Annotated in this window: 10 protein-coding genes and 2 pseudogenes; 9 read left to right on the forward strand and 3 right to left on the reverse strand. The window is 73.6% G+C overall.

The window, feature by feature from the left end; translation table 11 throughout:
* A pseudogene (locus tag F8274_RS32110) lies at positions 1 to 1,097 on the forward strand (hypothetical protein); the annotation flags it as partial.
* Positions 1,098 to 1,185: 88 nt separating this feature from the next.
* On the forward strand, positions 1,186 to 2,655 hold the full coding sequence (locus tag F8274_RS25425; RefSeq protein ID WP_151464890.1) for a cryptochrome/photolyase family protein: 1,470 nt from the start codon (positions 1,186 to 1,188) through the stop codon (positions 2,653 to 2,655).
* A gap of 4 nt (positions 2,656 to 2,659) precedes the next feature.
* Here the strand turns inward: F8274_RS25425 and F8274_RS25430 are convergent, their stop codons facing one another.
* Positions 2,660 to 3,349: a 1-acyl-sn-glycerol-3-phosphate acyltransferase gene (locus F8274_RS25430; RefSeq protein WP_151464891.1), complete on the reverse strand. Its 690-nt coding sequence runs from the start codon at positions 3,347 to 3,349 to the stop codon at positions 2,660 to 2,662.
* A gap of 131 nt (positions 3,350 to 3,480) precedes the next feature.
* Positions 3,481 to 6,627 carry an isoleucine--tRNA ligase gene (gene ileS / locus F8274_RS25435; RefSeq protein WP_151464892.1) on the reverse strand — a complete coding sequence of 1,049 codons (3,147 nt, stop codon included), beginning with the start codon at positions 6,625 to 6,627 and terminating at the stop codon, positions 3,481 to 3,483.
* Between the two features lie 300 nt (positions 6,628 to 6,927).
* Here ileS and F8274_RS25440 point away from each other — a divergent pair, with 300 nt between their 5' ends.
* The 6 genes from F8274_RS25440 (at position 6,928) to sigJ (ending at position 12,097) form a co-directional block, all read left to right on the forward strand.
* Positions 6,928 to 7,947, forward strand: a complete 1,020-nt coding sequence (locus F8274_RS25440) for an ArsR family transcriptional regulator (RefSeq protein WP_151464893.1) — start codon at positions 6,928 to 6,930, stop codon at positions 7,945 to 7,947.
* 139 nt (positions 7,948 to 8,086) lie between these two features.
* Positions 8,087 to 9,097 carry an ABC transporter ATP-binding protein gene (locus F8274_RS25445; protein ID WP_151464894.1) on the forward strand — a complete coding sequence of 337 codons (1,011 nt, stop codon included), beginning with the start codon at positions 8,087 to 8,089 and terminating at the stop codon, positions 9,095 to 9,097.
* On the forward strand, positions 9,094 to 9,861 hold the full coding sequence (locus F8274_RS25450; RefSeq protein WP_225853969.1) for an ABC transporter permease: 768 nt from the start codon (positions 9,094 to 9,096) through the stop codon (positions 9,859 to 9,861). The genes F8274_RS25445 and F8274_RS25450 overlap by 4 nt, the downstream gene beginning before the upstream one ends.
* 12 nt (positions 9,862 to 9,873) lie before the next feature.
* Positions 9,874 to 10,659 carry an ABC transporter permease gene (locus F8274_RS25455; protein WP_151464895.1) on the forward strand — a complete coding sequence of 262 codons (786 nt, stop codon included), beginning with the start codon at positions 9,874 to 9,876 and terminating at the stop codon, positions 10,657 to 10,659.
* Positions 10,660 to 10,775: 116 nt separating this feature from the next.
* Positions 10,776 to 11,216, forward strand: coding sequence for a carboxymuconolactone decarboxylase family protein (locus tag F8274_RS25460; RefSeq protein WP_151464896.1), 441 nt, complete (start codon positions 10,776 to 10,778; stop codon positions 11,214 to 11,216).
* Complete coding sequence (gene sigJ / locus F8274_RS25465) at positions 11,213 to 12,097, forward strand: RNA polymerase sigma factor SigJ (protein WP_225853970.1); 885 nt, start codon at positions 11,213 to 11,215, stop codon at positions 12,095 to 12,097. Before F8274_RS25460 ends, sigJ begins: the two co-directional genes overlap by 4 nt.
* A 56-nt stretch (positions 12,098 to 12,153) precedes the next feature.
* On the opposite strand, the gene ndk is transcribed toward sigJ, so the two are convergent.
* On the reverse strand, positions 12,154 to 12,579 hold the full coding sequence (gene ndk / locus F8274_RS25470; protein WP_151464897.1) for a nucleoside-diphosphate kinase: 426 nt from the start codon (positions 12,577 to 12,579) through the stop codon (positions 12,154 to 12,156).
* 144 nt (positions 12,580 to 12,723) lie between these two features.
* Between ndk and F8274_RS25475 the strand changes: the two are divergent.
* Positions 12,724 to 13,430, forward strand: a pseudogene (locus tag F8274_RS25475) (glyoxalase/bleomycin resistance/dioxygenase family protein); the annotation flags it as partial.

The following is a 13,430-nucleotide window of genomic DNA, read 5'->3' on the forward strand; positions in this document are numbered from 1 at the left end:
CGGTCGCGCCCCGCCCCGATCCCACGCGGGTGGAGCAGCGGCCGGACCCCACCCGGGTCGAGAACGAGGCCGGCGTCGAGACGCCGGCGCAGCCGCCCGCCCGGAGCTGGAGCGGCTCCGCCGCGGTGCCGCCCCCGCTGCCGCGCAAGCGCGCCTGGGGCGAGTCGGCCGAGCCCACCCCGGTGCCGCCGGCCGACTCGCCGGAGCACCAGGTGCCGGTCGACCCGTGGGCGGGCGTGGACACCACCGGTTGGGACCTGCACTCCGCCGACTTCCCGGCGCTGCCGCCGACCCTGCCCTACACGGCGCCCTACCCGGCGCCGCACCCACCTCCCTACGCCGCCCCGCCGGTCGCCGCGGCCCCGCCGCTCGGCCCGCCGGCCGTCCCGGCCCCGCCGCCGGTCGCCCGGCCGGTGTCGCCGCCGGCGGTCGCGCCGCCCCGGCCCGCGCCGCCGAAGCAGCGCCGCGCGAAGAAGACCCCGCCGCCGGTGGCCGCGCCGCCCGGGTGGGGGCCGCCCAAGGGGTACGTGGCCGTGCCGGTCCGCCGCCGGCGCCGCTGGCCCTGGGTGCTGCTGCTCACCGTCGCCTGCTGCTGCGGGGTGCCGCTCTGGTGGGCCCAGCCGCTCTCCGCCCAGTACCCGGCGAGCGCCAGCCTGCCCGACCAGCTCGGCTCGATGCGGCTGCGCCAGGACGAGCGCAGCCAGGCCGCCGCCGCCGAGCTGAAGTCGCAGGTACGCCAGGCGCACCTGCTGGCCGAGGACACCTTCGCCGGCATCTACACGACGAGCGACGGCAAGCGGGTGACCCTCTTCGGCGGCACCGGGTTCCGGCTGAGCCCCGAGTCGGACGCGCAGGCCGAGCTGGCCCGCCTCACCGACCGGTACGACCTCGCCCCCTCGGTGCCGGTGGAGACCGGTGTCCGGGGCCGGTACGAGCGCTGCGCGGTGGGCCGGGCCGACGGCGACACGGTGGTGGTGTGCACGTCGGTGGACCACGGCAGCCTGGCCACCGGCGTCTTCACCCGACTGTCCGTGGAGGACAGCGGCCGGCTGCTGGACGACCTGCGCCAGAAGGTCGTCACCCCCGAGCAGTCCTGAGGGACCGTCACCGTTCGCAACGTATCGAACACGTAAAGGTTCCGTCTTCCTCCCGGGCCGGATCGGTCCGAGGGGTGACAATCAGGACATGTCGCGGCGTTGGCTCTTCGCTGACCAGCTGGGGCCGCACTTCCTCGACGAGCGGAAGCAGCCGGTTCTCCTCATCGAGTCCAAGGCGGTCTTCCGGCGGCGCGTCTTCCACCGGCAGAAGGCCCACCTGATCCTCTCCGCGCTCCGGCACCGCGCCGCCGAGCTGGGCGACCAGGCGATCTTCGTGCGCGGCGAGACGTACGGGCAGGCCCTGAGGCAGGTCAGCGAGCCGCTGGAGGTGTGTCACCCGACCTCGCGGCGGGCGCTGGAGTTCGTCCGGGGGCTGGACGCGGTCACCGTGCTGCCGGCCCGGGGCTTCGCGACCAGCCTGGCGGACTTCGCCGACTGGGCCGACGACCGCCGGGGCGCGCTGCGGATGGAGGTGTTCTACCGGTTCGCCCGGGAGCACCACGGGGTGCTCATGGACGGTCGCGAGCCGGCGGGCGGCCGGTGGAGCTTCGACACCGAGAACCGGGATCCGCCGCCGAAGGACGGCAGGCTCGACGTCCCGGCGCCGGTGCTGCCGAAGGAGGACGACATCGACGCGGAGGTCCGGGCCGACCTGGACCGCTGGGCCCGGGAGGGCATCCGGTTCGCCGGGCGGGACGGGCCGCGCCGCTTCCCGGCCACCACCGGCGAGGCGAGGTCCCGGCTGCGGCACTTCCTCCGGCACCGGCTCGCCGCGTTCGGCCGGTACGAGGACGCCATGCTCTCCACCGACCCGTGGCTGGCGCACAGCATGTTGTCGTCCTCGTTCAACCTGGGCCTGCTGGATCCCATGGTGGCGGTCCGGGGCGCCGAGCGGGCGTACCGGAGGCAGGAGGCGCCGCTGGCCGCCGTGGAGGGTTTCGTCCGGCAGGTGCTGGGCTGGCGGGACTACATCTGGCACACCTACTGGTACTTCGAGAAGGGCTGGCGGGACAGCAACGCGCTGGGCGCCCGCCGCGTCCTGCCGGACTGGTGGCGCGACCTGGACGCGGCCCCGGTCGACGCGCGCTGCCTGCAGGACGTGCTCACGGGCGTCCGCGACCGGGGCTGGGTGCACCACATCCCGCGGCTCATGGTGCTCGGCAACTACGCGCTCCAGCGCGGCTGGCGCCCGTCGGAGCTGGTCGAGTGGTTCCACACCCGGTTCGTGGACGGCTACGAGTGGGTGATGACCGGCAACGTGGTGGGCTTGAGCCAGTACGCCGACCTGGGCCGGATGACCACCAAGCCGTACGTCGCCGGTGGCGCGTACATCAACCGGATGAGCGACTACTGCGGCGGCTGCCGCTACGACCCGCGGCAGCGGCTCGGCCCGGACGCCTGCCCGTTCACCGCCGGCTACTGGGCGTTCCTGGCCGGCAACCGCGACCGGATCCCGGGGAACGCGCGGATGGCCCGGGCCATGAAGCAGCTGGCGCTGCTCGGCGACCTGGACGCGGTGGTCGCCCAGGAGGGTCGGCGCGGCAGCGACCCGCCGTGACGCCTCAGGCGGCCGGGTCGGCGGGGGGCTCGGCGCGCCTGGGCGCGTAGCGCGGCACGTACTCCTGGCCGGTGAGCTTCTGGATCTCGGCCATCATCTCGTCGGTCATCGCCCGCAGCGACGTGCGGTCGTCGGACCGGCCGGTGAAGTCCAGCGGCTTGCCGAACCGGATGGTGATCTCCGCCCGGCCGGGCCGGGGCACCCGCGTGCCGATGGGCTGCGCCTTGTCGGTGCCGGTCACGCCCACCGGGATGATCGGCACGCCCGCCGCCACGGCCAGCCGGGCCGCGCCGGTCCGCCCCCGGTAGAGCCGGCCGTCGGGCGAGCGGGTCCCCTCCGGGTAGACGGCCACCAGGTCGCCGGCCTTGAGTACCGGGATGGCGGCGTCGAACGCGGACAGCGCCGCCCGGCCGCCGGCCCGCTCGACCGGGATGGCGCCCAGCCCGGTGAGCACGAACTTCGAGAAGGCGCCCTTCACGCCGGTGCCCTTGAAGTACTCCGACTTGGCCCAGAAGGCCAGGTGCCGGGGCACCACCGTGCCGAGCAGCAGCTCGTCGGCGACGGAGAGATGGTTGCCCGCGAAGATCGCGCCGCCGGTCGCCGGGATGTGCTCCAACCCCTCCACGTGCGGACGGAAGGCCAACCGCAGCGTGGGCGCCACGGTGAGCTTGCCGATGGTGTAGAGCAGGGGCACGGGTCCTCCGGCGGTCGTACGTGAGCAGGCGCTGTCACGGTAGCGGACGGGTCGGCATCCGGCGGATCGGGTGGTCAGCCGTCCGCAGGGTGGTCCGGCGGCGCGGACGCCGCCGGACCACCGTCACGACCTCATACCCGCCGGACCGCCACCGTCACCCGCTCGCCCTCGCCGACCTCGCCGGCGAAGCCGTCGACGCCCTCGGCGAAGTCGACCGTGTCGGCCAGCACCTCCCGGGCCACGAACTCGGTGTACGCGGCGACCGCCGCGCGGACCTCCTCCGAGGCGGAGACGGCCACCACGATCCGGTCCGAGACGTCCAGGTCGGCGTCCCGGCGGGCCTGCTGGACCACCCGGACCACGTCCCGGGCCAGCCCCTCGGCGGCCAGCTCGGGGGTGACCTCGGTGTCCAGCACGACCACGCCCTCCCCGCCGGGCAGCGGCGCGGAGTGCTCGGCGTCGGCGGCGACCAGGCGCAGCTCGTACTCGCCCTCGGCGAGGGTCACCCCGGCGGCGACCGGGGCGCCGTCGTGAAGCTCCCACTCCCCCGCCTTGACCGCCTTGATCACCTGCTGGACCGCCTTGCCGACCCGCGGGCCGAGCGCCCGGGGCACCACGGTCAGCACCTGCTGGCAGTAGGCGGACACCTCGTCGGTGAACTCCACCGCCTTCACGTTGACCTCGTCGGCGACCAGGTCGGCGAAGGGCCGCAGCTGGGCCGCGACCGGTGCGGCCACGGTCAGCTTCGACAGCGGCAGCCGCACCCGCAGCCCCTTGGCCTTGCGCAGCGACAGCGCCGCCGAGGCGACCGCCCGGACGTTGTCCATGGCGGCCACCAGCTCGTGGTCGGCCGGGAACTCCTCCGCCGACGGGAAGTCGGTCAGGTGCACCGACCGCTCGCCGGTGAGCCCGCGCCAGATCTCCTCCGCGGTCAGCGGCGCGAGCGGCGCCACCACCCGGCAGAGCGTCTCCAGCACCGTCCACAGCGTGTCGAACGCGTCGGCGTCGCCCGCCCAGAACCGGTCCCGCGAGCGGCGCACGTACCAGTTGGTCAGCGCGTCCAGGAAGGACCGGACGGTCGCGCAGGCGCCCGAGATGTCGTACGCGTCGAGCTGACCCTGGACCGTCGACACCAGCTCGTTCGTCTTCGCCAGCACGTAGCGGTCGAGCAGGTGGGTGGAGTCCACCCGCCGCTTGGCCTGGTAGCCGTCCGCGTTGGCGTAGAGCGAGAAGAAGTACCAGACGTTCCACAGCGGCAGCAGCACCTGGCGCACCGCGTCCCGGATGAGCGTCTCGGTGACCGCCATGTCGCCGCCGCGCAGCACCGGCGAGGACATCAGCATCCAGCGCATCGCGTCCGACCCGTACGCGTCGAAGACGTGGTAGACGTCCGGGTAGTTGCGCAGGCTCTTGGACATCTTGCGCCCGTCGGAGCCGAGCAGGATGCCGTGGCTGAGGCAGTTGCGGAACGCCGGCCGGTCGAACAGCGCGGTGGCCAGCACGTGCATGGTGTAGAACCAGCCGCGCGTCTGTCCGATGTACTCGACGATGAAGTCGCCCGGGTAGTGGTGCTCGAACCACTCGCGGTTCTCGAACGGGTAGTGCACCTGGGCGAACGGCATCGAGCCGGACTCGAACCAGCAGTCCAGCACCTCGGGCACCCGGCGCATCATCGACTGCCCGGTCGGGTCGTCCGGGTTGGGGCGGACCAGGTCGTCCACCGCCGGCCGGTGCAGGTCGGTCAGGCGTACGCCGAAGTCCCGCTCGATGTCGGCCAGCGAGCCGTACACGTCGACGCGCGGGTGGTTCGGGTCGTCGGACTTCCACACCGGGATCGGCGAGCCCCAGAACCGGTTCCGGCTGATCGACCAGTCGCGGGCGTTGGCCAGCCACTTGCCGAACGAGCCGTCCTTGATGTGCGCCGGCGTCCAGTTGATCTGCTGGTTCAGCTCGACCATCCGGTCCTTGACCCGGGTGACCGCGACGAACCAGGAGGACACCGCCTTGTAGACCAGCGGGGTGTCGCAGCGCCAGCAGTGCGGGTAGGAGTGGGTGTAGGTGTCCTGCCGGAGCACCACCCCCCGCTCCTTCAGCTCCCGGATCACCGGCTTGTTCACATCGAAGACCTGCTCGCCCTGGTACGGCGGCACCAGCCCGGTGAACCGGGTGTGGTCGTCGACCGTGACGATGGTCGGGATGCCGGCCGCGTTGCAGGTGTTCTGGTCGTCCTCACCGAAGGCCGGGGCCAGGTGGACGATCCCGGTGCCGTCCTCGGTGGTGACGAACTCCGCGCCGAGCACCTGGTAGGCGTTCTCGCCGGCCTGGTCGACGAGGAAGTCGTAGAGCGGGGTGTAGCGGCGCCCGACCAGGTCCCGGCCGAGCACGGTGCCGACCTGCTCGTACCCCTCCAGCTCCTTGGCGTACGCGCCGAGCCGGGCGGCGCCGACCAGGTAGCGGTCGCCGTCGCGGTCCAGCACCGCGTACTCGATGTCGGGGCCGACGGCGAGCGCCAGGTTCGACGGCAGGGTCCACGGCGTGGTGGTCCAGACGCCGAGCCGCACCGGGCCGCGCACCAGCTCGGAGGCCGAGTCGTCGGCGGTCAGCTCGAACCAGACGGTCAGCGTCGGGTCGTGCCGGTCCTTGTAGACGTCGTCCATCCGGGTCTCGGTGTTCGACAGTGGGGTCTCGCACCGCCAGCAGTAGGCCAGCACCCGGAAGCCCTCGTAGACCAGACCCTTGTCGTGCAGGGTCTTGAAGGCCCACATGACGCTCTCCATGTAGTCCAGGTCGAGCGTCTTGTAGTCGTTGGCGAAGTCGACCCAGCGGGCCTGCCGGGTGACGTACCGCTCCCAGTCCTGGGTGAACTCGAGCACCGACGTGCGGCAGGCCTCGTTGAACCGGGCCACGCCGAGGTCGAGGATCTCCGCCTTGGTGGTGATGCCGAGCTGCTTCTCGGCGACCACCTCGGCCGGCAGGCCGTGGCAGTCCCAGCCGAACCGGCGCTCGACGTGCCGGCCGCGCATGGTCTGGTAGCGCGGCACGACGTCCTTCACGTAGCCGGTGAAGAGGTGGCCGTAGTGCGGCAGGCCGTTGGCGAAGGGCGGGCCGTCGTAGAAGACGAACTCGTTCTTCCCGTCCTCGCCGGTGGGACGCGCCTCGACGCTGGCCTCGAAGGTCTTGTCGGCCGTCCAGTGCTCCAGGACCCGGCGCTCGACCGCGGGCAGGTCCGGGCTCGCCGGGACGCCGGCGGCGGTCGGGTCGTGCAACGGATAGGCCATCGGGGGTCGCTCTCCTCAGCAGCTCACATGTCCGTGGGTCTGCGAGGACGAACCCCTTCCCGGTACGCCGTGCCGGCGCGCCCGGGGCAAGGCCCGCGGTACCACCCCGCTTGGCGGTCCGAGGTGCGACCGCCCGCTCGTTGGCCGGCTGTGACGGGCCGTCCCGTCCGGTTCTACTGAGCCGGTCACCCGGCCGTTCTTCCGGAGGCTCACCGGTGATGGCCGGGTCGTCGCCTGTCTGCCGTCAAGCGTACTCGACCCTTCCCCCGTCCCGCCTCCGACTATCCGTAGGCTGCCCGGGTGATCCGGATCGAGCTGGACGAGCCCACGCTGACCCGCACCCGGATCGCCACCAGCCCGCTCTGGGAGGCCAAGTGCAGCCTCTACCTTCTTGAGCGCTACCGGGACGAGGCGCCCTGGCCGTACACCGGCTGGGCCCGGCACGCCTGGCGGGTGCTCGCCGAGCAGCCCGCCACGGCCCCGGTCCGGATCTACACCCGGACCGGCCCGTGGTACCCGGACTTCCTCGGTCCGGTGCCGCCCAGCGCCAGCCCGACCATCGAGGAGGAGTTGGCCGCGCTGCGCGCCACCCCGGCCGAGGTGATCGCCGAGCAGGTCCCCCGCTACCACGACCCGGACGACCTGCCGGAGTGGCTGCGCCCGTTCGTCACCGACCGGCAGGCGACGCTGGACCGGCTGGCCGACGGCCTCCAGGCGTACTGGGACGCGGCGCTCGCGCCCTGGTGGCCGGCGATGCGGGCGGCGCTGGACGAGGAGGTGCTGCACCGGGCGCGGGCACTGGCCGCCGACGGCCCGGACGCGCTCCTGGCCGACCTGCACGAGCGGGTCCGCTGGGAACGGCCGGTGCTGACCCTGGTGAAGCCGTCGGATCGGGCATTCCGGGCGGTCGACCAACGGCTGCTGCTGATCCCGTTGATCTTCTCCCGGGGCGCGCTGACCCACTCCACCGATCATCCCGAGATCATCGCCGTGTCGTACCAGGCCCGGGGTTCGGCCCTGCTGGCCGAGGGGCGGCCCGCGCCGGCGGCGGCCGAGCCCGGCACCGACCGCCTCGCCGTGCTGGTCGGGCGGGGCCGGGCCCAGGTGCTCCGGGCGCTGGCCCGGCCAGCCACCACCGCCGGGCTCGCCGCGACCCTCGGGCTCGCCCCGAGCACCGTCTCCGAACACCTCGCCGCGCTGCTCTCGGCCGGGGTGGTGCACCGCCGCCGGGTCGGCCGACGGGTGCTCTACAGCCTGGAACCGGCCGGCCTGGCGCTGGTCACGCTGATCGGCGCCGGCACGGCGGCCGCCTCCGCCTGAGGATTCGGCGCGCGCCGAATCCGTTTTCCCGCCCCGCCGGCGTCCCTAGATTCGCGGCCATGAGCGAGCGAAGCGAGCGAATCATCCGGCTCAGTGCGGTGGAGCCTCATGACGGCCCGGAGCGAAGCGGAGGGCCGGCATGAGCGATTACGCGATCGAGGCGGCCGGGCTGCGGCGTACCTACCGCAGCCGGACGGGATGGTTACGACCTCTGCGCCGGGAGGTGGAAGCGGTCCGCGGCGTCGACCTGACGGTCGGCAACGGGGAGCTGTTCGGCCTGCTCGGACCGAACGGCGCGGGCAAGACCACCACCATCAAGCTGCTGAACACGCTGCTGATCCCGACGGCCGGCAGCGCGCGGATCTGCGGCCACGACGTGGTCACCGAGACGCGGGAGGTACGCCGCCGCATCGGGTACGTCTTCGGCGGTGACCGGGGCCTGTACGAGCGGCTGTCCGCCCTGGACAACCTGCGCTACTTCGCCGAGCTGTACGGCGTGCCGGGGCGGGACCAGCAGCGGCGCATCGCCGAGCTGCTGGAGCTGGTCCGGCTGGCCGGGCGGGAGCGCGAACGGGTGGAGGGCTACTCCCGGGGCATGCGGCAGCGCCTGCACATCGCCCGGGGTCTGCTGCACCGGCCGCAGGTGCTCTTCCTCGACGAGCCGTCGATCGGGGTGGACCCGGTGGCCGCCCGGGAGCTGCGGCAGACCGTCGCCGACCTGGCCGCCACCGGCACCACGGTGCTGTTGACCACCCACTACATGGCCGAGGCGGACGAACTCTGCGACCGGATCGCGGTGATCGCCAACGGCACCATCCAGGCCCTCGGCACGCCGGCCGAGCTGCGGCGGCACGCCGACGGCCGGCAGGTGCTGGAGGTCGAGGCGTACGGGGTGACCGACGCTCAGCTCGCCGCCATCCACACCCTGCCCGGGGTACGCGAGGCGAGTGTGACGGTCACCGGCGCGGCGCAGGCACTGACCGTGCAGTCCGACGCGGGGGTGGACGTGCAGGCCGACGTGCTGCGCGAGCTGGACGGCGTACGGCTGGGACGGGTCGCCGCGCGCCAGCCCACCCTCGAGGACGCGTACGTGGCGATCGTCAACCGGGTCGACACCCCGGCCCGCCCGGTCGAGGCGGTGGCCGCGTGAGTCTGCTCCGCATGATCGGGGTGGGGGCGCTGCTGCACACCAGGCAGCTCAGCCGCTCCCCGTTCGAGATCGCGACCGCGCTGATCGTGCCGGTGGTGCAGGCGACCCTCGCGGTGTACCTCTGCCGGGCCGGCGGCGAGCCGGGCCGGCTGCTGGAGGCCGCGGTGGGCGCCGGGCTGATGGGGGTCTGGTCGTCGGTGCTCTTCGGGTCCGGCGGCGCCATCCAGAACCAGCGCTGGCAGGGCACCCTGGAGATGCTCATGCTGGCGCCGCGCCCGCCCGCGCTGGTGATCTTCCCGATCACCCTGTCCACCGCGGTCACCGGCACCTACGCCATGCTCGCCACCCTGCTCTGGGGCCGGCTGCTCTACGGCGTGCCGCTGACCTTCGCACACCCGCTGCTCTTCCTGGTCGCGGCGCCCGGCTGCGTGCTCGGCCTGGGCATGTTCGGCCTGCTGCTCGCCAGCACGTTCGTGCTGATGCGCAACGCCAACGCGCTGGCCAACACGCTGGAGTACCCGATCTGGCTGGTCTCCGGGATGCTGGTGCCGCTCACGGTGCTGCCCGGCTGGACCGGCCCGATCGCCGCCGCGTTGCCCACCTGGGGCGCCCGGGCGGTGCACGAGGCGGCCAGCGGCGGCCCGGTCTGGCCGTCCCTGGGCATCTGCCTGGCGATCAGCCTCGGCTGCCTGGCCGCCGGCGCCCTGATGATGACGTACGTCGAGCGACGGGCCCGCGCCGCGGCGACCCTCGCGCTGGCCTGAGGAGAACGACGAATGGCACTCTTCCGGCTCATCGGCACCGGCGGCGTGATCGCCTACCGGGCCCTGTTCAACTGGACCACCCCGGCGATGTTCATCGGCTCGCTGCTGGTGGGGCCGATCTTCCAGCTGCTCTTCTTCGCGTACCTGGGCCGGCAGCTCGGGGTCGCCGACGACCGCTTCTACGTCGTCGGCAACGCGGTGCTCGCCGCCTCGCTCTCGTGCGTCTTCGGCGGCACCATGGCGGTCGCCAACGAGCGGCGCTTCGGCACCCTCGGGCACGTGCTGCTCTCCCCGCGCAGCCGCACCGCCGTCTTCCTCAGCCGGGTCCTCCCGTACGCCGGCAACGGCCTGCTCATCGCCGTGAGCACGCTGACCGTCGGGGCGCTCCTGCTCGGCCTGCGGGTGCCGCCGGAGGCCCTGCCGGCGCTGCTGGCCACCCTGGCGGTGGCGGCACTGTCCTGCGGTTTCTTCGGCCTCACCCTGGGTGCGCTCGGCCTGCGGTTCCGGGACGTCTGGGTGGTCTCCAACGTCTCGGTGGCGCTGCTGCTCCTGCTCACCGGTGTGAACGTGCCGGCCGCCGGGCTGCCCGGCTGGATGCGCGCGGTGGGCGAGGGACTGCCCATCACCCACGCCGTCCGGGCCGCCCGGCACCTGGCGGCCGGCGACGGCTTCGCGGCCGCCGGACCGGCACTCGCCGCCGAGGCCGGCGTCGGACTGGGGTACGCGGTCCTGGCCGCGGTTCTGCTCAAGGCCTTCGAGGCCGAGTCCCGCCGCCGCGCCTCCCTCGACACCCTCTGACCCCGGAAGTCAGGACGGGCATCGTTCCCCATGACCACCGTCACACCGCCGCGCCGTCACACCTCCCCGGCCCCGATCCGTCGTGTGGGCGTACCGACGACTTGAAGGAGGCGGCGATGAGCCGGATGGACGCGGCGACGGTGGCGCCGGAGGCGTACCGGGCGGTGCTCGGGTTGGAGAAGTACGTCCAGAAGAACGTGGACCACACCGTGCTGGAGCTGGTCAAGCTGCGGGCGTCGATGTTGAACGGCTGCTCGTTCTGCGTCGACATGCACAGCCGGGACGCGCTCGGGGCGGGCGAGTCGAGCCGGCGGCTGTTCGCCGTCGCGGCGTGGCGGGAGGCGCCCTTCTTCACCGAGCGGGAGCGGGCCGCGCTGGCGCTGACCGACGCGGTGACCCGGCTCGGCGAGCACGGCGTGCCGGACGACGTGTGGGACGCCGCCGCGAAGGTCTGGTCGGAGAAGGAACTGGCCGATCTGGTGGTCGCGATCGCCACAATCAACGTGTGGAACCGGATCTCGGTGAGCACCCGTACCGAGCCGCCGGTCGAGGTGTGACCTCACCCTCGGCGGCGGCGCAGGCGGCCGGTGCGCTCACGGCGCACCGGCCGATGCTGCTCGGGCTGGCGTACCGCCTGCTGGGCAGCCTGCACGACGCCGAGGACGTGCTCCAGGAGGCGTACCTGCGCTGGCTGGACGTCGACCGGGACAGCGTGGCCGAGCCGCGCCGCTACCTGTCCCGGGTGGTGACCCGGCTGGCGCTGGACCGGCTGCGGGCCCGGCAGGCCGCCCGGGAGACGTACGTCGGGCCGTGGCTGCCCGAGCCGGTGCCGACCGACCCGTCCCCGTTCGGCCCGCTGGACACGGTCGAGCAGCGGGAGACCCTCTCCACCGCGCTGCTGCACCTGCTGGAACGGCTCACCCCGCCGGAGCGGGCCGTGTACGTGCTGCACACCGCCTTCGCCCTGCCGTACGCCGAGATCGGTGAGCTGCTGGACCGGTCCGCGGCGGACTGCCGGCAACTGCACCACCGCGCGGTGGCCCGGATCGCCGACGGCCGGCCGCGGTTCACCGCCGGCCCGGCCGAGCAGCGCCGGCTGCTCGACGCCTTCCTGGCCGCGGCGCGCGACGGCGACCTGGCCCGGCTGACCGGCCTGGTCGCGGCTGACGCCACCTCGTGGAACGACGGCGGCGGCCGGGTCTCCGCGGCCCGCAACCCGGTGCACGGCCCGGACCGGATCGCCCGCTTCTTCACCGGCCTGTACCACCAGCGCCACCCCGAGGTCCGGGCCACCCCGGTCGAGCTCAACGGCGCGCCCGCGCTGGTGCTGACCTGGCCGGGCGCCCGCTACATCCTCTCCGTGGCCGCCGCCGAGGGCCGGATCACCGGCGTCTACCTGATCGGCAACCCGGACAAACTGACCGGCGTGCCGGGCTGAGCACGCGCGACGGCCCCGGCCCGCACGCGCGGGGACCGGGGCCGTCGGAGGTCGGATCAGCTCAGCTCGGGGAACCAGAGGGCGATCTCGCGCTTGGCGCTGTCCACCGAGTCGGAGGCGTGCACCAGGTTCTCCCGGTTGGAGAGGGACAGGTCGCCGCGGATGGTGCCGGCGGCGGCCTTGCGGCCGTCGGTGCTGCCGATCATCCCGCGGACCACCTCGATCACCTGGTCACCGGAGAGCACCAGGGCGGCCAGCGGGCCGCCGGTCATGAACGCCTTCAGCGGCGGGTAGAACGGCTTGTCCACGTGCTCGGCGTAGTGCTGGTCGGCGAAGTCGCCGTCCATGGCGCGGACCACCAGCGCGTCGATCCGCAGGCCCTTGCGCTCGAAACGGCCGAGGATCTCCCCGACCAGACCGCGGCGGACCGCGTCGGGCTTGATCAGTACGAGCGTCCGCTCGTCCGGGCTGCTGCTGGACACGCTGGTTTCCTCCTGTGCGCGGAACCGGGTCGGGCTGGGTACGGTCAGCGTAGCGACCCGGTCCCGGCGCCGGCGCGGCGGCTGCTCCTTCCCTGGGTCGCCGCGGCGGCCTAGCCTGGCCCTGGAACCCCTGGGAGGTCCACTGTGGCGAATGGCGGGAACCGACCCATCGCGCCGGTACGCAAGCTGATCGGCGCGGTGCTGGGCACCCTGGCCACGTTCGTGACCCTGTTCGGGCTGGGCATGACGAGCTGGGCGATCGTGGCGCTCGGAGTCGCCCTGCTGGTGCTGGCGATCGCCCTGGCCACGGTCCGCGGCGGCGGCCGCACCTGGGTTGTCGGGCTCGGCCACGTGCACAGCGCCTCCGAGCCGCCCACCCAGTACGCCTTCGGCCGCTGCGAGCTGCAACTGGTGATCGACGCGCCCGGCCTGCCGCCCCGGTCCAAGAAGATCATCGAGCCGCGGGTCCCGGTCGCCAAGTGGCCGTCGCTGGGTCAGGCGCTGCCCGTCCGGGTCGCCCTCGACGACCAGCGGCACGTCCGCGTCCTCTGGGACGAGGTGCCCACCCACGCCGAGACGGCCGCCGCGGTGGCCGACCTGCCGCCCGAGTTCGCCGACCCGGACCCGGTCGACGAGGTGCTGATCGGGCAGGAGGCCCCGCCGTGGGCCGACCGGGCTCCGGAGGACGACTTCCGCGACGACTTCCCGCCCGCGCCGGACCCGCTCCTCGACGACCTCACCGGGCTGCCCGAGGACCGCGAGCCGGTGGTGCTGCACCAGCGCCCCGGCGGCGGGGTCGTCCTGGAGGGGCAGCTCGTCGAGCCGACCACGGCCGGCCCGCTCCCCCGCCG

The sequence above is a fragment of the Micromonospora sp. AMSO31t genome, from assembly GCF_008868175.1.
Classification (GTDB): domain Bacteria; phylum Actinomycetota; class Actinomycetes; order Mycobacteriales; family Micromonosporaceae; genus Micromonospora.